The 19,851-nt window shown below is 55.1% G+C and carries 22 protein-coding genes; 11 read left to right on the top strand and 11 right to left on the bottom strand.

Features of this window, described 5'->3' with window-relative positions:
• Positions 1 to 93: 93 nt before the first annotated feature.
• Together AACX99_RS09900 and AACX99_RS09895 are read right to left on the bottom strand one after the other, a co-directional pair.
• Positions 94 to 1,191 (bottom strand): DUF3182 family protein, encoded by a 1,098-nt coding sequence (locus AACX99_RS09900; RefSeq protein WP_339411410.1) that lies wholly within the window; start codon positions 1,189 to 1,191, stop codon positions 94 to 96.
• Entirely contained in the window at positions 1,188 to 1,616 is a 429-nt protein-coding gene (locus AACX99_RS09895) for a hypothetical protein (protein ID WP_339411408.1), read from the bottom strand. The genes AACX99_RS09900 and AACX99_RS09895 overlap by 4 nt, the downstream gene beginning before the upstream one ends.
• A 182-nt stretch (positions 1,617 to 1,798) precedes the next feature.
• Here AACX99_RS09895 and AACX99_RS09890 point away from each other — a divergent pair, with 182 nt between their 5' ends.
• Both AACX99_RS09890 and AACX99_RS09885 read left to right on the top strand, forming a co-directional pair.
• Complete coding sequence (locus tag AACX99_RS09890; protein ID WP_339411406.1) at positions 1,799 to 2,119, top strand: DUF2513 domain-containing protein; 321 nt, start codon at positions 1,799 to 1,801, stop codon at positions 2,117 to 2,119.
• Between the two features lie 38 nt (positions 2,120 to 2,157).
• Entirely contained in the window at positions 2,158 to 4,617 is a 2,460-nt protein-coding gene (locus AACX99_RS09885) for a glycogen/starch/alpha-glucan phosphorylase (RefSeq protein ID WP_339411404.1), read from the top strand.
• Between the two features lie 62 nt (positions 4,618 to 4,679).
• On the opposite strand, the gene AACX99_RS09880 is transcribed toward AACX99_RS09885, so the two are convergent.
• Both AACX99_RS09880 and AACX99_RS09875 read right to left on the bottom strand, forming a co-directional pair.
• On the bottom strand, positions 4,680 to 4,901 hold the full coding sequence (locus tag AACX99_RS09880) for a hypothetical protein (protein WP_339411402.1): 222 nt from the start codon (positions 4,899 to 4,901) through the stop codon (positions 4,680 to 4,682).
• A gap of 388 nt (positions 4,902 to 5,289) precedes the next feature.
• The gene (locus AACX99_RS09875) at positions 5,290 to 6,276 is read right to left on the bottom strand and encodes a lysylphosphatidylglycerol synthase domain-containing protein (protein ID WP_339411400.1); all 987 of its coding nucleotides are present in this window, start codon (positions 6,274 to 6,276) and stop codon (positions 5,290 to 5,292) included.
• Between the two features lie 296 nt (positions 6,277 to 6,572).
• Here AACX99_RS09875 and AACX99_RS09870 point away from each other — a divergent pair, with 296 nt between their 5' ends.
• Entirely contained in the window at positions 6,573 to 7,049 is a 477-nt protein-coding gene (locus AACX99_RS09870) for a CinA family protein (RefSeq protein ID WP_339411398.1), read from the top strand.
• A 10-nt stretch (positions 7,050 to 7,059) separates the two neighbouring features.
• Here the strand turns inward: AACX99_RS09870 and AACX99_RS09865 are convergent, their stop codons facing one another.
• Positions 7,060 to 8,187, bottom strand: coding sequence for a mechanosensitive ion channel family protein (locus AACX99_RS09865; RefSeq protein ID WP_339411396.1), 1,128 nt, complete (start codon positions 8,185 to 8,187; stop codon positions 7,060 to 7,062).
• Positions 8,188 to 8,645: 458 nt separating this feature from the next.
• Between AACX99_RS09865 and AACX99_RS09860 the strand changes: the two genes are divergently transcribed.
• Positions 8,646 to 9,389: a Crp/Fnr family transcriptional regulator gene (locus AACX99_RS09860; protein WP_339411394.1), complete on the top strand. Its 744-nt coding sequence runs from the start codon at positions 8,646 to 8,648 to the stop codon at positions 9,387 to 9,389.
• Between the two features lie 116 nt (positions 9,390 to 9,505).
• Here the strand turns inward: AACX99_RS09860 and AACX99_RS09855 are convergent, their stop codons facing one another.
• Entirely contained in the window at positions 9,506 to 9,901 is a 396-nt protein-coding gene (locus AACX99_RS09855) for a DUF883 family protein (RefSeq protein ID WP_339411392.1), read from the bottom strand.
• Positions 9,902 to 10,743: 842 nt separating this feature from the next.
• On the opposite strand from AACX99_RS09855, the gene AACX99_RS09850 reads away from it, so the two are divergent.
• Entirely contained in the window at positions 10,744 to 11,199 is a 456-nt protein-coding gene (locus tag AACX99_RS09850; protein ID WP_339411390.1) for a DUF2383 domain-containing protein, read from the top strand.
• 32 nt (positions 11,200 to 11,231) lie between these two features.
• Here AACX99_RS09850 and AACX99_RS09845 read toward each other — a convergent pair whose 3' ends face one another.
• Complete coding sequence (locus AACX99_RS09845) at positions 11,232 to 11,597, bottom strand: hypothetical protein (RefSeq protein WP_339411388.1); 366 nt, start codon at positions 11,595 to 11,597, stop codon at positions 11,232 to 11,234.
• 41 nt (positions 11,598 to 11,638) lie between these two features.
• Positions 11,639 to 11,956: a hypothetical protein gene (locus AACX99_RS09840; protein WP_339411386.1), complete on the bottom strand. Its 318-nt coding sequence runs from the start codon at positions 11,954 to 11,956 to the stop codon at positions 11,639 to 11,641.
• A gap of 410 nt (positions 11,957 to 12,366) precedes the next feature.
• Between AACX99_RS09840 and galU the strand changes: the two genes are divergently transcribed.
• Positions 12,367 to 13,230, top strand: a complete 864-nt coding sequence (galU, locus tag AACX99_RS09835; protein WP_339411384.1) for a UTP--glucose-1-phosphate uridylyltransferase GalU — start codon at positions 12,367 to 12,369, stop codon at positions 13,228 to 13,230.
• Positions 13,231 to 13,417: 187 nt separating this feature from the next.
• Positions 13,418 to 13,888, top strand: a complete 471-nt coding sequence (locus AACX99_RS09830; protein WP_339411482.1) for a hemerythrin domain-containing protein — start codon at positions 13,418 to 13,420, stop codon at positions 13,886 to 13,888.
• 49 nt (positions 13,889 to 13,937) lie between these two features.
• Here AACX99_RS09830 and AACX99_RS09825 read toward each other — a convergent pair whose 3' ends face one another.
• Together AACX99_RS09825 and AACX99_RS09820 are read right to left on the bottom strand one after the other, a co-directional pair.
• The gene (locus tag AACX99_RS09825; protein ID WP_339411382.1) at positions 13,938 to 14,900 is read right to left on the bottom strand and encodes a class I SAM-dependent methyltransferase; all 963 of its coding nucleotides are present in this window, start codon (positions 14,898 to 14,900) and stop codon (positions 13,938 to 13,940) included.
• A gap of 13 nt (positions 14,901 to 14,913) precedes the next feature.
• The gene (locus AACX99_RS09820) at positions 14,914 to 16,323 is read right to left on the bottom strand and encodes an iron-containing redox enzyme family protein (RefSeq protein WP_339411380.1); all 1,410 of its coding nucleotides are present in this window, start codon (positions 16,321 to 16,323) and stop codon (positions 14,914 to 14,916) included.
• Positions 16,324 to 16,512: 189 nt separating this feature from the next.
• Here AACX99_RS09820 and AACX99_RS09815 point away from each other — a divergent pair, with 189 nt between their 5' ends.
• The 3 genes from AACX99_RS09815 (at position 16,513) to AACX99_RS09805 (ending at position 18,709) form a co-directional block, all read left to right on the top strand.
• Positions 16,513 to 17,730, top strand: a complete 1,218-nt coding sequence (locus tag AACX99_RS09815; RefSeq protein ID WP_339411378.1) for a carboxylate-amine ligase — start codon at positions 16,513 to 16,515, stop codon at positions 17,728 to 17,730.
• A gap of 132 nt (positions 17,731 to 17,862) precedes the next feature.
• Positions 17,863 to 18,210: a YgaP family membrane protein gene (locus tag AACX99_RS09810; RefSeq protein WP_339411376.1), complete on the top strand. Its 348-nt coding sequence runs from the start codon at positions 17,863 to 17,865 to the stop codon at positions 18,208 to 18,210.
• Between the two features lie 76 nt (positions 18,211 to 18,286).
• Entirely contained in the window at positions 18,287 to 18,709 is a 423-nt protein-coding gene (locus tag AACX99_RS09805; protein ID WP_339411374.1) for a hypothetical protein, read from the top strand.
• A gap of 43 nt (positions 18,710 to 18,752) precedes the next feature.
• On the opposite strand, the gene AACX99_RS09800 is transcribed toward AACX99_RS09805, so the two are convergent.
• On the bottom strand, positions 18,753 to 19,127 hold the full coding sequence (locus AACX99_RS09800) for a termination factor Rho (protein WP_339411372.1): 375 nt from the start codon (positions 19,125 to 19,127) through the stop codon (positions 18,753 to 18,755).
• Between the two features lie 169 nt (positions 19,128 to 19,296).
• On the opposite strand from AACX99_RS09800, the gene AACX99_RS09795 reads away from it, so the two are divergent.
• Entirely contained in the window at positions 19,297 to 19,794 is a 498-nt protein-coding gene (locus AACX99_RS09795; protein ID WP_339411370.1) for an MgtC/SapB family protein, read from the top strand.
• The last annotated feature ends 57 nt before the right edge of the window (positions 19,795 to 19,851 follow it).

Genomic DNA, 19,851 nt, shown 5'->3' with positions numbered 1-19,851 from the left:
ACCGAGGAACAGGCCGACAGCCAATTAGTATCCCAGTACCTGTTACCTCGAAAATTTTTACCTCTATTTTGACCGGCCCGCGCTTTATCTTTGCTAAACGCGGACATAGGGTTCGACCTTGACGTATTTACGCAAAAGGCCAAGTCCTGGCTCGCTGCCGCTGTAAAGCTGGGTTGCATCATCTGGAGGTGAATTCTCGCCATAGGATTCATAAGTGGATGCACGCACGCAGTGCAGCTCCGCATCCAGGCTGAAGGCTTCAAGGGCAAAAATTTCAGCGGCGCTGGCGCCACCGATGCGCCAGGACTGTTCAAGTACGCCCGAGCGTTGCTGGCCTAGTGCATCCACTCCTTGAGCCACGTCGTAATTACAGCGTGAGGCTAATAGCCCGAAGCAGTCGAAGGCTGCTTGCTCGTACAGGCGCGCTTGCTCAATGGCCTGCCGAGCCTGGGGGGACATTTCCAGCGTACTCAGCTGCGCGTAGTTTCCGCGCACTACCACCAAATCGGATCCGCCATAGACCTCTGCGCCCACGTTATCTCTGGTCAGCCGTTGGGTGCCGTAATAGCTGGCGGTAATGCCGGCGACCATTACTTGGCCGACGCTGTAGGTGATTACTTCTGAAAGGTTTTCCTCGATTACCAAGCCCCAGGTGGCGACTTCCTCAGGATCCTGGGCTGCGACGCTGTCGAGCAATTGCTGCCGGTCTCTGAGTACTTCCTGGCCACGACCGGCCTTGCCCCGCACGGGTTTCAGGCGCACTGGGCCTTGACGTAATAAGCGTTCACCCGCACGCACGGCATCCTCTCGATCAAACACCGTATAGCCGCGCAAGATGGCGCTACTGGCTTGCTGCGAGAAGTGTTCTGACCAGCCAGGCGGTATCCGTGTCGGCTGTTCATAGAGAGTATGGGTTATGGCTTTGGTTGCCATAAACGGCTGACTCACCGCGCCACCAAAAAAATCCGCTACACCCTGAATGCCTAAAGCATGCCGCGGTGTGTCACCCACCAACGTGTCGTCAGGAATTAAATAGCAACTGCTGCTGTGTTGCTGTGGGTCATAGCTTCCCAGATAGGCTGTGCCCATCAGAGCCGCAATTTTTTGCCCGAGGTGGCGATGCACAGCTTGCTCGTGTTCCGCTACGTCGTTTTGCACATGCAACAGGGCGACTCCTGCCTTGGTGCTCATAGTGCCTTCCATGCACCATCACCGTTCTCACAGTCGATTTTGGCTTGCTGGCTATCTTCTAACGAATAGAAGTAGGTAATGACCTTGGCATCCGCCGGTACGTTGACTTCCGCGGCTTGCTCGTTATCACCGGTGGAACGGTGGTTGGCCAGCGTCGCTTGAGTCAAAGGGGCCGAGCATTGAGCCACGGCGCCACTTTTACATTGCGCCACCTTCTGCTTTTCACTTCCCTGCGGTTGTGTACTTTCATTGCTGCACGACCAGTTGATCGCTTCGGCAGGCATTTCGGTGAACTCGTAACAGCTTTCCAGCGCCACTGCGGGCACCTGCGCACCGGACATATTTTGGCTGACGTGGCAGGCAGCGGCGAAAGCGGATGAGCCCGCCAGGCTGCCGATTAGAAAAAATAAGGTACGAATGACCATGGCAATATCCTTGTGAGAAATGGCTGAGGGCACTGTTTTGGAAATAGATCAGGAGCCCAAAGTTCAGCGTTTCTGATCAGCGGAGCGCGAAGGAAAAGATGGAACTAGTCAGGCGAAGGTGCACCCAACGTTTTAGGGCCGCGCAATTCGATGCCCCTTGATGGCGATAGGGAGGCAAGGGCATGAAGAGAGAGTGGAGTCTGATCAAGGAGTTGCTCCAGCGAATCGAGCGCCTGGAGCTTGGCTATCATTTCGCTCAGCAGGCTCTGGCTGAACATTGCCCTCGTTCAGTGAAAGAACACCTGCGCTTTATGCAAAACGTCGGCCTTATCGAATGCTCCTCGGGTGAGATGGGCAAATGTCGATCCGCAGTGGTCGCACTTAATTTAACGGTAACGGGGCGAGATCTACTGAGCGCGATAAGCGGGAACAATGCTCGCCGGTATTCGCCGCTTAATCACCACGTCACTTTTACTCCAGGAAGCCTTCAGCAAACGGCCTAACGTTATGCGGCTTCCGTATTTGATTTGCGAGGTATCCCATGCCTGCTGAGTCCAAGTCTGAGATTGATGGCGTACAGGCATTTAAAAACAGCATTCTTGGCAAACTTAAATACGCGGTAGGTAGGGACCCAAGCAGTGCTTCTGATCATGACTGGTTTGAGGCGGTAGCCCTGGCCGCTCGCGACCATGTGGTAGACCGGTGGGAGGAGGTGTCGGCTGACGTTGATCGCCAACCACATAAGCGCATTTACTATTTGTCCCTGGAATTTCTCATCGGTCGTCTTCTGGTCGACAACCTGAGTAACCTCGGCCTGCTCGAGACAGCCCGCCATGCATTGGCGGAGCTGAATGTCGACTTGGAACACATTCGGCAATTGGAACCCGATGCCGCTTTGGGTAACGGTGGCCTTGGCCGTCTTGCTGCCTGTTTTATGGAAAGCATGGCTACGTTGGGGCTGTCAGCGCATGGCTATGGCATCCGCTATGAGCATGGTCTGTTTCGACAAGCCATTGCCGATGGCTGGCAGCTTGAGCAAACGGAAACCTGGCTGGATTTCGGTAACCCCTGGGAGTTTGAGCGTTCCGAGGTGAGCTATAGCGTCGGTTTTGGTGGCAGCGTAATCAGCCACCTGGATGAGGACGCTGTATCGCGCCAGCTTTGGCAACCTACGGAAACCATCCGTGCCATCGCCTATGACACACCAATAGTGGGTTGGCGTCGTGCATCGGTGAACACCTTGCGGCTGTGGCGAGCACGCGCTGAGGAAGATCTGCATCTGGACCGCTTCAACGCGGGTGATCACTTTGGCGCCGTGGCCGAAGTGGTACGCGCTGAGAGTATCTCACGGGTACTCTATCCCGCAGACAGCACCGAAGCCGGGCAGGAACTGCGCCTGTGCCAGGAGTTCTTCTTCGTCTCCGCTTCGCTGCAGGATCTGCTGCATCGGCATATGCATGAAAATGGCAGCATCCGTACCCTTGCTGACAAAGTGGCCATCCAGCTTAACGATACCCATCCTGCGATCGCTGTTGCTGAGTTGATGCGGCTACTAGTGGATGTGCATCAGCTGAGTTGGTCCGAGGGATGGCGGCTAACGGTGGCAACCCTTGCTTATACCAACCACACCTTGCTCCCCGAGGCTCTGGAATCCTGGCCCGTGTCGATGATGGAGCGCCTGCTGCCGCGGCATATGCAGATTATCTACCTGATCAATTCCCACCATATCGATGCACTGCGCGCGCAGGATATCCATGATTTCGCGTTATTGCGTTCGGTGTCGCTGATCGAGGAAGACCACGGGCGCCGGGTACGCATGGGCAACTTGGCGTTTCTTGGCGCGCATAGCGTTAACGGCGTATCGGCTCTGCACACTGAGCTTATGCGGCAGACCGTGTTCCGTGACCTCCACGCGTTGTATCCGCAACGAATCAACAACAAAACCAATGGCGTGACATTTCGCCGTTGGTTATTTCAGGTAAACCCGTTATTGACCCAGTTGCTGGTCGATACTTTGGGCAGTGAGGTGCTCGACGCTCCTGGCCTTGTGCTTGGCAAGCTGGCCACGCATGTAGGGGACAAGGCGCTGCGCAAACGCTTCGCCGCTCAGCGCCAACATGGTAAAGAGGCGCTCGCCCATTTGATTCAAGAGCGCCTCGGAATCAACATCGACACTGCCGCGATATTTGATGTACAGGTCAAACGTATTCACGAATACAAACGCCAGTTGCTTAACCTGCTGCATACCGTCGCGTTGTATCAGGCCATTCGCAATGACCCGACCACCAACTGGGCGCCACGGGTGAAAATATTTGCTGGCAAAGCGGCGGCCAGTTATCACCAGGCCAAGCTCATCATCAAATTGACCAATGACCTCAGTCGCACAATCAACGATGACCCAACGGTGCGCGGCCTACTGAAGGTGGTATTCCTGCCCAACTACAATGTCAGCTTGGCTGAGATGATTATTCCCGCAGCGGATCTTTCTGAGCAGATCTCCACGGCTGGCTTGGAAGCCTCGGGCACCAGCAATATGAAATTCGCGCTCAACGGAGCATTGACGATCGGCACGTTGGATGGCGCCAATGTGGAAATGAGCGAGCGGATTGGCCGTGAACACATGTTTATCTTCGGTATGACAGCCAGCCAGGTGAATATGCGCAAGCAAGCGGGCGAGCTGAATATGGGCCACTTGCTTGAAACTTCTGAACGGTTAAGGTTGGCTCTAGAAGCAATCCGCGAGGGCGTCTTTTCACCTGATGATCCAGGCCGATATACCGGGCTTGTCGATGCTTTAGTCGGCGAGGACCGGTTTATGGTTTGTGCTGATTTCGATGAGTATTGGGAGGCCCAGCGGCGTGTTGATCAGCTTTGGCAAAACCCGGATGCCTGGTGGTCCTCGGCGATACTCAATTGCGCGCGAATGGGCTGGTTTTCTTCTGATCGGACCATTCGCGAATATGCCGTGGACATATGGGGCGTGCCGGTTGGCAAGAAGTGAATTGGCTAATATCGAGTGGTTTATTAGAGGTAGCTAGTTCGGACATCGTCGTGCGTTGCGCATCAGGGATTTAACTGTCGCCCAACAGGTGCGCCGTGCTCCGATTTCTTCAGTTCGCTTACCTGTACTTGAGTGATCTGCGCTGGCAGTTTCGCGGTATGCAGCGATTCGATATAGAAGCGCGCCTGCTCCGGCGTTAGAACTTCGGCTTCGCTTTCCACCTCAACGCTGTGCGTCTGCGCATTCAGGCTATAGCGGACCAAAAACATATGTTTCTTGGGCATGAACGCCTCCCGTAATCAGCAATTTTCCAAGTCCATTCTCAGGTAGACCCTGCTTACGCAAGGTTGGTTCCCTATTTCTATCGACCTAAGAAGTGAAACCGCGTACCACAGCTTGCAGTCGAAATTCATAACAGCCTTCCAGTGGTTACGCCGCGTGGAGATCGTTATGACATTCATTTGTTTTATCGGTGGTTGCCTCTGGGCAGAGGCCAGCTCGAACATTTAGGTAATGAAGACGTGCTGCGCCAATGCTGTAGCCGTTGCGGCAGTCGGCGCATCGTCGCCATACAGGACAGATGTGAAGAGGCTGGGGGCCATTGTTAATGGTATCCACCTTCCCTCGGTGGATTGCTCTTCACGCAAAAGTCACCACGAGTGCCGCCGCTAATCATGAAGGCTGATCGTGTGGCTTGAGCATGCCAGAGTGGCGTCGCAGGGCTTTGGCACGTTTCTCCAAGATGAGATACACGGCACAGGCCACCATCAGCGGTAAAAGCAGGTAAATAGCTCGGTAGCCAATCAAGGCAGCGAGGATGCTGCCCTTGCTTACCTCGTGCTGTAACAGGGCTATAAACACCGCTTCCAAGACCCCAAGGCCAGCCGGGATATGGGTGATAACCCCGGCAATACTGCTAATCAGCATGATGCCAATCACCGTGGGGTAAGTAACGCTGTCCGGCAGCAGCAAAAATACCACCAGGCTGGACAGTGACCAGTTGAGCGCAGCCATGCTGATCTGTAGCAGGGCCAGGGGTAACGTGGGTAGAGTGAGTTCGTGTTCGCGAAAGGTCCAGGCGCGCCGCTTGGCAAAGCGACAGGCCAATAGGTAAGTCATGGCCGCGCCCAGCATGACTATGCCGATCAGTTGCAACCCTGTGGTTCCGATTTTCCAGTGTTCCGGCAGGTCCAATAGGCGCAGAGAAAATACGATGCCGCCGATCAGCACATAACCCACCCAGTTGGTCACCAGGCTGAAGCTGAGTACGCGGGTGATGGTTGCCAAGTCCAGTCCCAACCTGGAATACAGGCGATAGCGCAGGGCGATACTGCCAACCCATGAACTGACATTGAGATTGAAGGCATAACAGGCAAATGCCACCGGCAGAATCTGCCTGGCCGGGAGCTTGTGTCCGGTGTAGGCGCGGCCAAGCACATCGTAGCTGCTGAACAACACATAGCTGAGCACTGTGATCATGACGCACAGCAGTAAGGTGCGCGCACTGAACGATTGCAGCGCCTGTTTAACTTCTTGCCAGTCGAGGTTCTTCACCAGCATAAACAGCATGACTGGAACCATGATGAAGAAGAAAAGGGTCAGCAGGCGCTTGCCCCAGAACCACCATAGATTTTTCTTGTTCGCCGAGACTTCGCGCATGGTGTTTATGCATCCCTTTCACTGGGGCGTCCATCCCTTCACCAAGCCTTTCGGCAGGTAGCAGAATGCAAACGCGATAGGTGTTTGTTAACGAGCCTGGCTGTATTGAGTGGCTTAGAAAACATCCCGCAAAGCGGCTATGCGCCAGGCCGTCCATATAAATGGCTGACCCTATGACGTCGCTGAAAGTTCGTCTTATTTCCCGCGGCAGCTGGAGTAATAGGTTGAACTTTGCAAGGCGCGCTGGCTTCCCACTTCTACAAGAATTCCCTCAACTGCAGATAAGGTCTCAGCCCATGCACAGCGTTGAACAGGTGGTGAGTTTTTTAGAGAAATACCAGCTGAAACTGACGACGGCAGAGTCCTGTACGGCTGGATTAATGGCCTCCATGGTGGCGGAGGCAATGGGTGCTGGCGCGGTACTCGAATCCGGTTTTGTGGTGTATTCGCCGCAGGCTAAACATGCCTGTCTTGGGGTTAGCATGCAGACTATCGGCACCTTTGGTTTAACCAGTGAAGAGGTGGCACGGGAGATGGCGGTCGGTGCCATGAAGCTCAGCACGGCCGATATCGTGCTGGCTAATACCGGACTGGCCGAGGCGGATGGCGCAATGGATGGAGTGCAGTGTTTTGCCTGCGCCATGAAGGTTAACGGTCATAGCGGCGTAGTGAGCGAAACCATGAAGTTTGCTGGCGAGCGCAACGAAGTGCGCGCAGCTGCAGCATGCTATGCATTGCTACGGCTGCCTTACTACTACGAGCGTCTACGGTAGGTCTGAGCCGTCATACTGGAGGTTGCCGTTCCGGTTCACTGATCTCGCCTTCAGACGGCAATTCGGCGCGATGTTCTTTCTCAACATCGGGTTTGAGTACGCCGCGCAGTTGCGGCAGGCAATGCGGGTAATTACGGCTTATAAAGTTGATCAGGTTTTCCCGCAGATAGCAGCGCAGGTCCCAATTGCGTGACGAATCTGCGGAGCTGGCGAGTACGCGCAACTGGATACCGCGTTCGCTACTTTCGATCACTTGCAGCACGCTGACACGGCCATCCCACAGCTCGGGGACCTCCTCGCACAGTCGGGCCATTTCACGGCGCAGGGGTTCCAGAGGTGTCGCATAGTCCACCCACAATGTCACCGAGCCGATCAGTGATGAGGTCATCCGCGTCCAGTTCTGGAATGGATTCTCGATAAACCACTGCAGGGGGACGATCAGCCGGCGGTCATCCCAGATGCGGACCACGACATAGGTGCCGGTAATCTCTTCGATACGCCCCCACTCATTCTCCACAATCACCACGTCATCTAGGCGAATAGGTTGGGTGAGGGCAATTTGTAGCCCGGCAATCAAATTGCCCAGTACGGGCTTTGCTGCAAAGCCTACAGCTAAACCCGCCAACCCGGCCGATGCCAGCAAGCTGGTGCCAAATTGGCGAGCAGAAGGGAAGGTCGTCAGCATGGTAGAAAAGCCGAACACAATGACCAGCGTGCTGAGCGTGCGTACGAGCACGCGTGTTTGCGTCTGAATACGCCGGGCGCGCAAGTTGTCACTGATATTGACCGGGTGATGCACGAGAATGATCTGCTGGATTGCATTCACGGCGCGCAGCCCTAGCCAGGTGACGCTGCCGATAATGCCCAGCGAGGTAATGTGGCGTGCTGCGGCGATAAACAGAATGTCATCGGGGCTGGCACTCCAGACCATCTGCACGGCAAGCAATGGCAGTAGTAAACGCAGCGGCGCCTTCGCCTGCAACAGCAGTTCGCGGGCGAAGGTGAACGAGCGGGTTAATCGCAGTAACAGCACCATCAGCCACTTGGTGGCAAGAGCCAGTAAAAATGCGGCCAGTAAAGCCGCGAGCAGAGCTCTTAAATCCGCTGTGGGAATATAGGCCAACCAGTCGGATGTCATGAACTACTCCTCGTGTGAGTAAGAAAAGTGGCGGCCCAGGTCGACCCGTTGATCTCTGCGACAGTGAATTGCGTATAGCTCCTCCTCAGCGTGTTTAACCATGGGCGAAGCAGTGCTTCTTTGGGTTGAGTCATGAAAAGCATGAGATGTTCCCCTTAATTACCTCACGGCTGACCGCACAAAAACGCGGGTGCACCAGGCAGTGGAAAGTTGCCTTGAGGCCGACGGTTAACAAATTTTTGTTGAACGTTTAATAACAGCCATAGCCAAACAACATATGACCAAGAAACTTGAGCGATAAGCCCACACTTATCCGTTGAGTATCAGTAGTCGCTTAATCCGTGCCCTAGCGCTGCGCAATAGGCTGAGTGCGTTCACGTGTAATAGTCGTTCTTTGTTGTCGCTTTTCATCATGACCTTCGCCGTCGATGACCCCTTCATATATATGGAATGGCAGAATGGAACCCGTATCGACTCAGCCAAACCTTCTTTTAGCGGCCTTATCAAGAGATGTTCAAGAACGCCTATTTAGCAGCATGGAGTGGGTGGAGCTGCCGCAGGGAAAGGTCATCTATGAAGCGGGCGATACCGTACGCCACGTCTATTTCCCGACCGATGCAGTTATTGCCACGCTTTGTGTTGTCGAGAGCGGTGCCTCAGTCGCGACTTCGGTTGTAGGCAATGAGGGTATAGCCGGTCTGGCGCTATTTATGAGCGGTGAAAGCATGTCCAACCGTGCGGTCGTACACAGCAGTGGTCACGCCTACCGTTTGTCCGGTCTGCGATTTCTGGATGAGTGCAACCGTCACGGAGAGTTGCAACAGTTGATCTTGCGATACACCCAAGCGCTGATCACCCAGATGTCGCAAACCGCGATCTGTATTCGGCACCACTGTATCGAACAGCAATTGTGCGGCTGGCTACTGGTGTTACTTGACCGTCTGCCCGGTAATGAACTCTCCATGACTCAAGAGTTGATTGCCAACATGCTTGGCGTGCGCCGCGAGGGAATTACTGAAGCCGCAGGAAAGCTACAACGGCAAGGCATTATTGAATACTACCGCGGGCACATCACGGTGTTAGATCGTTTCAGACTCGAGGAGTTGAGCTGCGAATGCTACGCCGTGGTTAAGAAAGAAACGGATCGTCTACTACCCAGTAGGCCCAGTCAGCTGCAGGTGGTTAAGTACCATAGAAACTAAGACTCACCGCTCTTATGCATTGGTGTATATCTTGTCCGCCCCTCTCATTGCCACCTACTGCCGCCAAGAAGAGCACTGACAGTGCTGTTTGCAGGCGGCAGCATTGTTAGGCGTAGCTAGCTCCGCCGCGCGGTGAGTAACCCGAGCACGAAGGCAATTGCTGCGCCGGCCCCCAGGACTGTCCACGGTTTTTCATGAAGGTAATTGTTGGAAGCTTCAGCAGTCTGTTTGGCTCGCTGAGAGATGCTTTCGCCAACTGCCTCTGCGGATACTTTAGCCGCCTCAATACGCGAGCTTAATTTATTTCGAGCCTGGGCCAAGTCGTCGCCCGTTAGGGTGGCCATATCCTTGATGAGGTCTTCAATGTCGATCAAGAACGTATGGAAATCATGGGCAACATTGGCTGAGCCGAGCTTCGTGTCGCCTCGTGCTGCTGGGCCTGCGACGATGGGTCCGGTGCCGTTGCCCAGTGAATTAACACCTTGCTTGCTTACATCATTTGGGTTGTACATGGTGACTCCTCGTGACGAGTATTGAACTCAGGGGGACAGTTGCGCGGCAAGTGCAGCCGCAGTGAGTCCTCACCATGAGTGACGCGCCAGGATAAGTCTGTGCGACAGCGAACGATGTCATTGACCGTCTATCCTACTTTTGTGATTTTTATAATGCTGCCTCGCCTATATATAAGTAATCACATTGGCGTTGGTTCTTATAACGCCGTGATGTGCATTGTGCGCCTACAGACAAGCATTACTGCCTGCTCGTTTCTGAGGATTATTTTCCTGTTGCTCCTAGAGACATGCGCTAACTGTCTTAAGGGACTTGCCGACGAATGGATAATGGAAAAAACTGACTCTTGCTAAGAATGGCGGTCTATAGCTAGGTCAGGGTAGTAACGTGAGACGTTTCAATATTGAGTCTGTGTAGGGATACATGCGTTTGCAGTTTTGGTTTGGCGGTTTGAGCGGTGGGGTTGATATCGTTGATCGCGGTGAGGCAGTTCAGTCGGCCCCGTCAGGGGACGATAATGCGGTTATAGGAGTCGTGACTTTGATGTTAATGGCCCTTTGGGTATCGTTTATCAACTACCACTTTGCATTGTTTTCGTACCTATTGGCCGCTATCAGACTATTTCGATAGGAAATGCACGTTCCGGCATCAGAAACTAAATCAGTATTTAGTGAGATAGGATGGTGTTATGAGGGTGGCTAGAAAAATGACTTTTAGCGATTGGCTTAGATAAGCATGAAGCTACGTGGCGAAATAATATCCTTGAGCAGAGCAGTCGACGGCTATCTGCCATTACACACACTATGGACATATACCTAGTACGGCCCATGAAAAGGGAGAAAGCATGCCAACGTTAGACAAAACCATTGCTCAATTGAATCAAGTGCTCTCCACCTGTCACCGCGGACAGGTGGCTTTCAAATATTGTGAGCAGAACGCTGACGCTGAAGAGTTACGCTCGTTCTTCAGTAACCTAGTCGTAGAATTGCATTTGGCAGGTGATCACCTGCGACGTCAGATAACGCGCTATGGCGGACGACCCGTCCAGCATGTCAGTGCGGCTGGAATGCTTTACTGCGTCTGGCAACGGCTGAAGTTATTGCTCGGTCAAGCCGATGATCAAGTCTTGCTCAAAGAGAGTTCGCAGGCTTTGCTTTCAATCTGTCGGGATTTTGAATCGCTTCTTCAGGAGGAGTTACCTCCTGTGTTTCGAGATCCGCTGGTGGTTCAGTATGACGCGTTGCTTAAGCGCCAGGCACAACTACAGGCGTTGCTAGACGCTCAACGTCTGGCTGATTAAAAGCGAAAATACAGGCAATGCCCTTTTGTTGTTTAGAAAGCCGGTATTCTTTTAATTGACTGAATTACCATATTCTCTAGGCTCACATTGTCAAACTCGCTGGCCGTATCGATAATGGCTTGCCCGCAGGTGAGCGTGGGTTCGTTTATTTCCCATCCCAATTGAAACTGTTGTGTACTCAGGCAGCTATTAGTGCAAGCCGTCTGATCGCTCCCAAGACAATTAATTTTTGTGTAATAAATAGGTGCGTTCTGTTGACCTTCGGTTAAAACATTGTGGGGGAGATAAGCTTTAAAAAAATATATAAGAAAAATAGCTGTAATTGTAATGGCTCCAGCCCGTGAAGGATTAACTTGGGTGCTGTATTTGGCGTAGTATCGGTGATTTAAAATGTCCATTTTTAAGCCCCGTACACATTTTTAATGTGAGAGAGATACGTCTATTTTTCGCGTATCTTCCTTGTGTCCCACAGTCTGGAGCTTTGTGTTCGAAAAACTGGATTTTTTGAGTAAGTGGGTAGTGCAGCGGCGCTGCAGCAATATTTCACGGCATCGCTTAAGTGCTCTTCTCCTGCTTCATAGGCTACATCAAATTTTATTGATCTTACTGTGTCTTTTATATCTGATATTTTTCCCGCAACGCGTTCTATTGATTTTCCATCAGATGAAACAAATTTCAATAAGATACTGCCGTCAGGTCTTTCCGTTACACGTACTGCATAACCTTCAAGATTGGCAACTAGTACGTCCGGTTTCATTTTCTTCTCCTTAAGAAAGGTGCGGCGAAATGAAAAGGTAGCGCGGACTAAACGCAGTGCACTATTGGCGGACGAACGGTATAAAACAATAGTAAATTGATATCATTTAGTTGTGCGAAGATTGCCGATTTTTCTTTGCTGTACAGGTCTTGTACAGGCTTCATTGGTTATATTACCTTTACAGATATCTGACTTTTTCTCTGGCTCTTTTAGAGCGCATTGGTTGCTGTACCTTTTCGGATCGGGCCTTCTCTGCGGCTAGTTACGGCGAGCCTGAATAACCACAAGACGCTTCAGCCATTCATGCAATTACCCCGTTTTTTCAGACCATTCTGCGATAAAAATTCCTTGAACCTAGCTGCGTTCGGACGGGTCAGTTTTTCTACACCCCCCACTTTCGGTGCTATTCAATGATCAAGAAATGTTTGTTTCCCGCCGCCGGCTATGGAACTCGCTTTCTGCCAGCGACCAAATCGATGCCAAAGGAAATGCTGCCGGTGGTTGATACGCCACTTATCCAATATGGCGTAGAAGAGGCGCTGGAAGCCGGTCTGACTGAAATTGCCGTGGTCACAGGCCGTGGCAAACGCTCATTAGAAGATCATTTTGATATTAGCTACGAGCTGGAACATGAAATCTCTAATACCGGCAAAGAGAAGTCCTTGAGCGGTATTCGTCACCTTATCGAGGCGTGCAGTTTTTCCTATACGCGGCAAGTGGAAATGAAAGGGCTCGGCCACGCCATTTTGTGTGGGCGTCCGCTAATTGGCGATGAGGCCTTTGCCGTGGTGCTTGCCGATGACCTGTGTTTGAACGTCGACGGTGATGGTGTGTTGGCTCAGATGGTCAAGCTCTATGAGCAGTTTCGCTGTTCTATCGTTGCGATTCAGGAGGTTCCTCTTGAGGACGTCTCCCGTTATGGCGTGATTGCTGGCGAGGCAATTCGTGATGACATTTACCGGGTTGAACGAATGGTGGAAAAACCTCGACCTGAAGAGGCACCGTCCAATCTGGCAATCATTGGTCGCTATATCCTGACGCCTGACATCTTCGCCCTTATTGAGCAAACAGTACCTGGAAAGAATGGCGAAATTCAGATCACCGATGCATTGCTGAAACAGGCCAAGCAGGGCTGCGTATTGGCGTACAAATTCAAAGGGCAGCGCTTCGATTGCGGCTCTGCGGAAGGCTATGTCGAAGCCACCAATTTTTGTTTTGAAAACATCTACAAGGCCAAGACTGCGCCACAGAGCCGGCGCTTGGAAGCTGTGTAGAACTTCGCGTTGTATTCGACCAAGGCTCCCGCTCGTCCAGCTGACTGGGGCGGCAGTGCCAAACATTGGATCTGCAGCAAGGTCAGCAACGGCGACGCTTTCGACGCGTTGGCGGCATTTTATAAACGAGCCAAGTTGTTTGAACTGTGGAGTTGGTAAACGCAAGAAAACCGATGAGGACGCAGAAATGGACGCCATTACATTACTCAAGAAAGATCATGAAACCGTAAAAGGTTTGCTCAGCCGCTTAAGTGACACCACTGAGCGCGCAGTGCAAACACGCAAGAAGTTGCTGCAAAAGATCGAGCTTGAACTGCAGGTGCATACCACCATTGAGGAACGGATTTTTTATCCTGCGCTCAAGGCTGCGGGCAGCAAAGGTGAAGGCGTGCTGACCGCCGAGGCTAAGGAAGAGCATCGCGCCGTGGATTCGCTTGTATTGCCCGATATCAAGGACACTGTGCCGTCTTCTATCGAGTTCTCGGGGCGCGTGAAGGTGCTCAAGGAGTTGCTGGAGCACCATATCGAAGAGGAGGAAAAGGATATGTTCCCAAAGGCTGCCAAGCTCTTGGGCAAGCAGAAGCTTCTGCAGCTTGGCGATGAAATGGAAGTCATGCAGAAAACCCTGAAAAACGATCTACAGGCCGCCGCGGCCTAAACAGCGACAGGGAGCGGGGCACGTCTGCAAAGGCCTGCTCCCTGGCAATTCAAACCACAGGCGGGCGCGTAAGCCTCAACGCTATACAGGCAATGCGCTCTGCTTGAGCGTAATCGGGCTTTTCCAGTTCCTCACCAAATACATCCGGGTCTATTTCCTCATAACTCCAGTCCCAGCCGAGGTCGTGTAGCGATGGCTGAATGGCGTCGAATAGGCTGTCCTGACCCTCGAATATGGCCACTCCGGTGTAGAGCAGCAAGGTACCGCCTGGTGCCAAGCGTTCCAGTGCGGCATCGAATATCTTCAGTGACAAGCCGGCCCCATGCATGCCGCCGCCATGCCGATAGGTGCGCCGGTCGGGGTCGAGCATATAGGGTGGGTTGGCGATGATCAGGTCAAAGTTACCAGCCACGTCACGCAGCAGATCACTGTGCGCCATTAACAGATTGCCAACCCCAGCCAGCTGCGTGTTGACGGCAGTAAAGGCGAGCGCTTGATCATTGATGTCCAGTGCTAGCACTTCGGCTTGCGGGCGCAGCAAGGCTGCAGTCAACGCGCCGGGCCCTGCACCGCAGCCGATATCGACGATGCGCGCGAGGGGGCGAGTGTCGTGCTGCAGGTAATCGCGCACCAGCCGCGCGAAGCGGTAGGTGTCGGGGCCAAAGAACACGGCGTCGGCGCGGTTGGTTGGAAAGCGTGAATGCACGAAAAGCACATCGCCCAGGCTTGACCACCGCACTCGACTGATCCAGCGCATGCCTTGTGCTTCCAGCACATCGGCCTGGCGCATTAGCTCGAACAGTCGGGCATCCAGGGTTTCGCGGCGAAAGGCCCGGCTCCAGCCGAAGATATCGCGCAGGTTACGTGCTTCTTGATTACCGAGACGCTGGTTGACCCGTTGGTGGGTGGCCGGCGTAGGGGTAGTAAAACGGTAACCACGCTCGCGTAGCGCGGCGCCCAGGTTAACGAGAGCGATGGCGCTGGGTGAAGCGAGGGACGTGAAGTCCTGCATAGGGTTCTCCTGCTTAACCAGCCAATGCGGCAAAGACGCGGGTGGCCGCCAATCCGGCAGAGGTCGGGTGATAGACCGGGGCCAGCAACTCGATGAGCCGCGCTTCGCGTTGCGTGGCATCCATGCGCCGTAATTGCATACGCAGCAGCTGTTGTTCACTGTCCAGTTCGTGGCCTTCGTCCGGCTGCGCGGTGTCCAGCAGTAGGTCCGCGTGTTGGCGATTCTTGCGAAAGCCGCCGCTGTTCAGGCGTCTGGCGGTTTCTGTATCGAGCCAGTCGCCGGCTATCCAGTCATGCACCAGTTGCTGTTCATAATCGCTGAAGACACCGAACATCGCGGCTCCATCGCCGCGCACCAGATTCCAGAAACGGCTGTGGATAGGATCCTGGTGGCGTTTAATCCAGCCCCGGCGTTGCAGTGCGTCGAGGAATCCGCCGATGCCTTCTTGGCAGGCCAGCCATTGGTTGATCGTCCGTCCCTCGATGCGGCAGTAATCGGAGTGCACCTGGCCAGCCACGCCGCGCTTGTGTTCAAGCATTCGGTGCAGCTCCTGCTCCAGGTCGAAGCCTGCAATAACCGCCCGTGAGCTGACGCCTAGATCGTTGAGCCGATAACCCAAGGCAACCCGTTGATAGAACGCCTTGGCGTCACCCAGCAGCGGCAGGTTATCCAGCACGGCACGTACCGCCTTGGCCGCATGGCCGGTGCCGCTGTTGTCGATGGTCACATGCAGCTGAAAGTAATAGGGGTCGATGTTCAGCTCTTCCAACTCGAACGCGCTGATCAGCAGATGCAAGGGCAGCTGTTCATAGCCAAGGTTGTAGCCGATGACCTCGGGTAGATAGTCGCTACCCATGTGACCAAGTGCCAACTGGATCGCGCCTTGCAGGTAAAGGCCATCGTCCAGATTGCTGAGGTCGTCGCAGCCTTGAGCGGCCAGCAGTTTGCGATATATCAGCACATGATTTTGCTGGGGGATGCCATCGCCCAGTTCTTCCAGATAGGTGCGCACCAGCGGTTGCATGCGTACGTCCCGCCAGTGCGGCAACGTGCCGTACAACCAGGCGCCATCGACGAGTTTGGTCGGTGCCACTGCACGCAGGAAAGACAGCGCTTGGGCGCGATGGCTGAAGTATTGGCGTGCAACACCGGCGCGCCGGTCAGCGAGGTAGGCTGCATATTGCTGAGTGACGGCTGCAGCCCCGCGAAGAGACCAGGCGTGTAACTGGTCAGGGCTGTCAGGCAGATCGCAGGGCAAGTCAGCGGCTTCCTCCAGGCGCTCATCGAGAAAGTCGCGCGCAGCCTCGCGTGCGTGCAGAGGCTCGGCCAACAGATGCCGATAGATCGGTTGCCACTGATCTCTGCTGGTAACAGACCGAGCGTGGTCGCTGAAGGAGGTGTCGACAAGGCTGAGGATGGACATTGGCTGGGCCTCCTGGCCGGTTTGGCAACAACCAGAAACAGCCTCGCGACTGATTCTGGGCCTCTCAGTTAGGAGGGCTTTGCGCCAGAATTAATTCCACCTAATTTCCCCCGCAAGCGCCGTGAGCGAACAGGTTGAACCATGCAGGCCGCTGCGTATCAACCACAAGAACCGCTTAAGGAAGGCGCCATGACAGACCGTTCAACCCCCACGTTCGGCATTGAAGAGGAGTATTTCCTCACGGATCTGCTCAGCCGGCGCATTCCCCGCCAGCCCGTGGAAGGCTTCGCTGCAGCCTGCCAGGAGGCCCTGGGTAGCCTGGTCACCCGAGAGATGTTCGCCGCCCAGTTTGAGGTCGTCACCCCGGTTCTGCATAACCTGCAAGATGCCCGTGAATGCCTGAGTAGCGCACGCCGCACCCTGGCGCAGGTGGCCAGGGAGTTTGGCTTTGGCCTGGTGGCCGCTGGTACACAGCCGCTGGCGCAATGGCGGCAGCAGCGGCCTACCGGCGTTGCGCGGTATCAGCAGATATTCGATGACTTCCAGATAATTGCCAGCCGCAGCGTCCTGGCGGGTTTGCACGTGCATGTCGGGGTGCCGGCCGAGCTGGACCGGATTCGCATCATGAACAGCGTCACGCCCTGGCTGCCTCTGCTCTTGGGCTTGAGTGCCTCTTCGCCATTCTGGGACGGTAAGCCCTCTGGGCTGATGAGCTATCGCCAAGCGGTTTGCGATGAGTGGCCGCGCATGGGCATTCCCGATCATTTCGACAGTGACGCCGACTACCAGCGCTACGTGCAGATGCTCTTGGATACCGGCTCGATCCGCAGCTCGGCAGACGTGTGGTGGAACATCCGCCCGGCCGTTCGCTACCCGACTCTGGAGTTGCGCATCGCCGATGCCTGTCCGCGGCTTGACGATGCGCTGTGCATAGCGGCGCTGTTTCGGACCATGGTCAATTACGCCATTAATGCGCCCAGAGCCAGCTGGATTGATGACCCGATAACCCGCGTGATTACCCTGGAGAACCGCTGGCGAGCCAAGCGTTACGGCTTGTGCGGCGCCTTTATCGACCCCGCGACGCAGCGTGCGCTGCCTTTTGCCGAGTGGCTCGGTAGCGTGCTGCAACAGCTGCAGGCGCACATTGTTCCCGGCGATGAACCTGCAGTGCAGCATGCTCAGCGCTTGGTGCGTGATGGCGGCAGCGCGCAGGCACAACTGCGCCAGTACCAGCAGGAGCGAGAGGCGGGACGCCAGCATAGTGAGGCCTTGGTGGCGGTGGTGGACACGCTGATGGCGCAGACTGAGTTACGCGACGTCGAAAGCCGCAGGGTTAGCGGGTCTCCGAGCAGAAGGACGACGACTGTCACAAGGTCATCCTGTGGCCCTGAACCACTCGACCGATAGGCGGAACCTTTGCCTACAGGCCTGCCTTCTAACGCATCAGAACAACCTGCTCGGGCGCAACTGCAGGCTATGTGTGGCTGCCCCGGCAAAATCATTGAGGTGCGATCAGCATCTCGGCCAGGAGGAGGCGATATGTCAACGAGCATTCACAACGTTCAGCGTATTGAACGCGTCATTTCCATTGCTACCGGTGCAGCGGCCATTGCCAGTGGTGTTTACCAAGGCGGGACGAGGGGCCTTATCAAGGCCCTTGGTGGCTTCGCTCTGTTGCAGCGTGGCACCAGTGGGCACTGTTCGCTCAAGGCCCTGATCTCTGACCCGCAAGCCGAACTGGTTTACCTGCGCCAGCGCGTAGCTGACCTGCGAGCGGCCCTGGACAAGCTTGAGGCGAACACTGGAAGTAAGAAGCGGACCCAGGAGATCAAGATGGATAGCGCTCTGGAAGAAACCTTCCCGGCCAGCGATCCGATCTCGCCGTAAACAGTCCAGGCATCTAACTGAAGCAGTGATCGGCGGCTGCGGTCGACCGATCAGCCAACTGATCCGGAGAATCATCATGACGACCCGTAGACCCGCTCCCTATACCCCCGAGATTGCCGACGATATTTTGGATTTCAGCGATGACGAAGACGGCAGTGCCTTGGGCCAACCCCCTGTCGACGAAGTCGAGCAGGCCCCGCGCCAACCCGTGGCTGACCTCGGTCTGACTGGCGCAGCGACGCAGACTGACAGTGCGCACGAAGACAACGTGAGCCTCGACGACCTCAGCCCTGACACCCTGTTCGACCAAAGCGGCGCACGCTCACCGGTCGAACCCGGCGGTGACGGCCCGGCGGATGAAGAGCTGCGTACCGTCAAAGAGTCAGAAATCGGTGGCGGCAGCGGGCTCGACGAAGCCGAACTGGGCCGTTCCGCTCCTCTTGACGGCAAGCCCTGGACCGATGAGGTCGTGCCGACAAGCAAGGAGCGTAAGCGCTGAGTAAAGCCTTGAGGACTATCCTCAGCGCTACGGCCTGATGCTCTCAGCTGCCGTTGCGTAGAGCCTGTAGCAATTCGCTCTTGTCCATGCTTGAGCGGCCCGCCAAGTTGCGCTTGCGGGCCAGGTCCAGTAGCTCGGTCTTGGTCATGGCTTCCAATTTCTCCCCCGGACGGGGCGTGCCTTGGCGGGTCGCCACCGCCCGGCGTGCAGATGATTTACGGGCCGATTGCTTAGTCGCAGCGCTGGTGGTCTGCCCAGAGCCACTTTTCTCGCCGCCACCTGACTGCTTGTTCACCGTAGCCCAGGCGCGGGCTTCGGCTTCCTCTTCCGTTACACCCTTGGCCTTGTAGCTGTCTTCGATGTGCTCAGCCTTGCGCTTCTGCTTCTCGCTGTAACTGTCTTTGCTCCCACGTGGCATGACGGTTCTCCCGGTTCGCCGTGGGGCGGAATTGCCACGCGGCGTCTACCGGGAAGAAGCCTGGAATTATGGGTTGGTTCCCTGTGTCGGATGAGTGGCGTCGGTTCGATTAAGCGAACCTCTGGACACTTTTCACCTCAGAAGTACATGCCCCTCTGCGGAGACCCCGATGGACATAATCGAGCGCATCCTCGCGACCCTGGTGCTGGAATTCTCTGATTTACGTCAGGTGGAACACCTGACTCGCGCCACTCTGCGCCTGTGTCTAGCTACGTTTCTGGGCGGCCTGTTGGGTTATGAGCGCGAAGTTATGGGCAAGGCGGCCGGCGTTCGCACGCACATGCTGGTGAGTTTGGGTGCCGCGATTTTTGTCATGTCCCTGGAGCAGGAAGGGGCCGAGCATGACGCCATGAGCCGGGTTATTCAGGGCATTGCCGCCGGCATCGGTTTTCTTTGTGCGGGCACCATTCTGAAAGGTCAGAGCATCGCCGACGTCAAGGGGCTGACCACCGCCGCCGGTTTGTGGGCGTCTGCCGCCATTGGTGTTGCGGTTGGCCTGGGGCGTGAAGCCACGGCCGTATTGTCGACGGTGCTTGTGCTGATGGTGCTTCACATCATGCCGCTGGTCGTGGATCCGGCCTCGCCCAGCAAAGACAAGGAAGACTGAGCGGCCTTAAAAAGCCTGAACTTTTCCAGCCGCTGTGGCCTCGGACTAGAAGAGGCC

The sequence above is a fragment of the Pseudomonas sp. EA_35y_Pfl2_R5 genome (genome assembly GCF_963970805.1).
Classification (GTDB): domain Bacteria; phylum Pseudomonadota; class Gammaproteobacteria; order Pseudomonadales; family Pseudomonadaceae; genus Aquipseudomonas.
This window is presented reverse-complemented; position numbering and strand designations above follow the sequence as displayed.

Bases quoted from the DNA above. Each gene is read 5' to 3' on its own strand.
- AACX99_RS09895 (WP_339411408.1), bottom strand. From the start codon at position 1,616: ATGGTCATTCGTACCTTATTTTTTCTAATCGGCAGCCTGGCGGGCTCA.
- AACX99_RS09850 (WP_339411390.1), top strand. From the start codon at position 10,744: ATGCCAACGTTAGACAAAACCATTGCTCAATTGAATCAAGTGCTCTCC.
- AACX99_RS09855 (WP_339411392.1), bottom strand. From the start codon at position 9,901: ATGTACAACCCAAATGATGTAAGCAAGCAAGGTGTTAATTCACTGGGC.
- AACX99_RS09815 (WP_339411378.1), top strand. From the start codon at position 16,513: ATGACAGACCGTTCAACCCCCACGTTCGGCATTGAAGAGGAGTATTTC.
- galU (WP_339411384.1), top strand. From the start codon at position 12,367: ATGATCAAGAAATGTTTGTTTCCCGCCGCCGGCTATGGAACTCGCTTT.
- AACX99_RS09865 (WP_339411396.1), bottom strand. From the start codon at position 8,187: ATGACATCCGACTGGTTGGCCTATATTCCCACAGCGGATTTAAGAGCT.
- AACX99_RS09820 (WP_339411380.1), bottom strand. From the start codon at position 16,323: ATGTCCATCCTCAGCCTTGTCGACACCTCCTTCAGCGACCACGCTCGG.
- AACX99_RS09885 (WP_339411404.1), top strand. From the start codon at position 2,158: ATGCCTGCTGAGTCCAAGTCTGAGATTGATGGCGTACAGGCATTTAAA.
- AACX99_RS09795 (WP_339411370.1), top strand. From the start codon at position 19,297: ATGGACATAATCGAGCGCATCCTCGCGACCCTGGTGCTGGAATTCTCT.
- AACX99_RS09830 (WP_339411482.1), top strand. From the start codon at position 13,418: ATGGACGCCATTACATTACTCAAGAAAGATCATGAAACCGTAAAAGGT.
- AACX99_RS09900 (WP_339411410.1), bottom strand. From the start codon at position 1,191: ATGAGCACCAAGGCAGGAGTCGCCCTGTTGCATGTGCAAAACGACGTA.
- AACX99_RS09840 (WP_339411386.1), bottom strand. From the start codon at position 11,956: ATGAAACCGGACGTACTAGTTGCCAATCTTGAAGGTTATGCAGTACGT.
- AACX99_RS09810 (WP_339411376.1), top strand. From the start codon at position 17,863: ATGTCAACGAGCATTCACAACGTTCAGCGTATTGAACGCGTCATTTCC.
- AACX99_RS09880 (WP_339411402.1), bottom strand. From the start codon at position 4,901: ATGCCCAAGAAACATATGTTTTTGGTCCGCTATAGCCTGAATGCGCAG.
- AACX99_RS09870 (WP_339411398.1), top strand. From the start codon at position 6,573: ATGCACAGCGTTGAACAGGTGGTGAGTTTTTTAGAGAAATACCAGCTG.
- AACX99_RS09805 (WP_339411374.1), top strand. From the start codon at position 18,287: ATGACGACCCGTAGACCCGCTCCCTATACCCCCGAGATTGCCGACGAT.
- AACX99_RS09800 (WP_339411372.1), bottom strand. From the start codon at position 19,127: ATGCCACGTGGGAGCAAAGACAGTTACAGCGAGAAGCAGAAGCGCAAG.
- AACX99_RS09825 (WP_339411382.1), bottom strand. From the start codon at position 14,900: ATGCAGGACTTCACGTCCCTCGCTTCACCCAGCGCCATCGCTCTCGTT.
- AACX99_RS09875 (WP_339411400.1), bottom strand. From the start codon at position 6,276: ATGCGCGAAGTCTCGGCGAACAAGAAAAATCTATGGTGGTTCTGGGGC.
- AACX99_RS09860 (WP_339411394.1), top strand. From the start codon at position 8,646: ATGGAACCCGTATCGACTCAGCCAAACCTTCTTTTAGCGGCCTTATCA.
- AACX99_RS09890 (WP_339411406.1), top strand. From the start codon at position 1,799: ATGAAGAGAGAGTGGAGTCTGATCAAGGAGTTGCTCCAGCGAATCGAG.
- AACX99_RS09845 (WP_339411388.1), bottom strand. From the start codon at position 11,597: ATGGACATTTTAAATCACCGATACTACGCCAAATACAGCACCCAAGTT.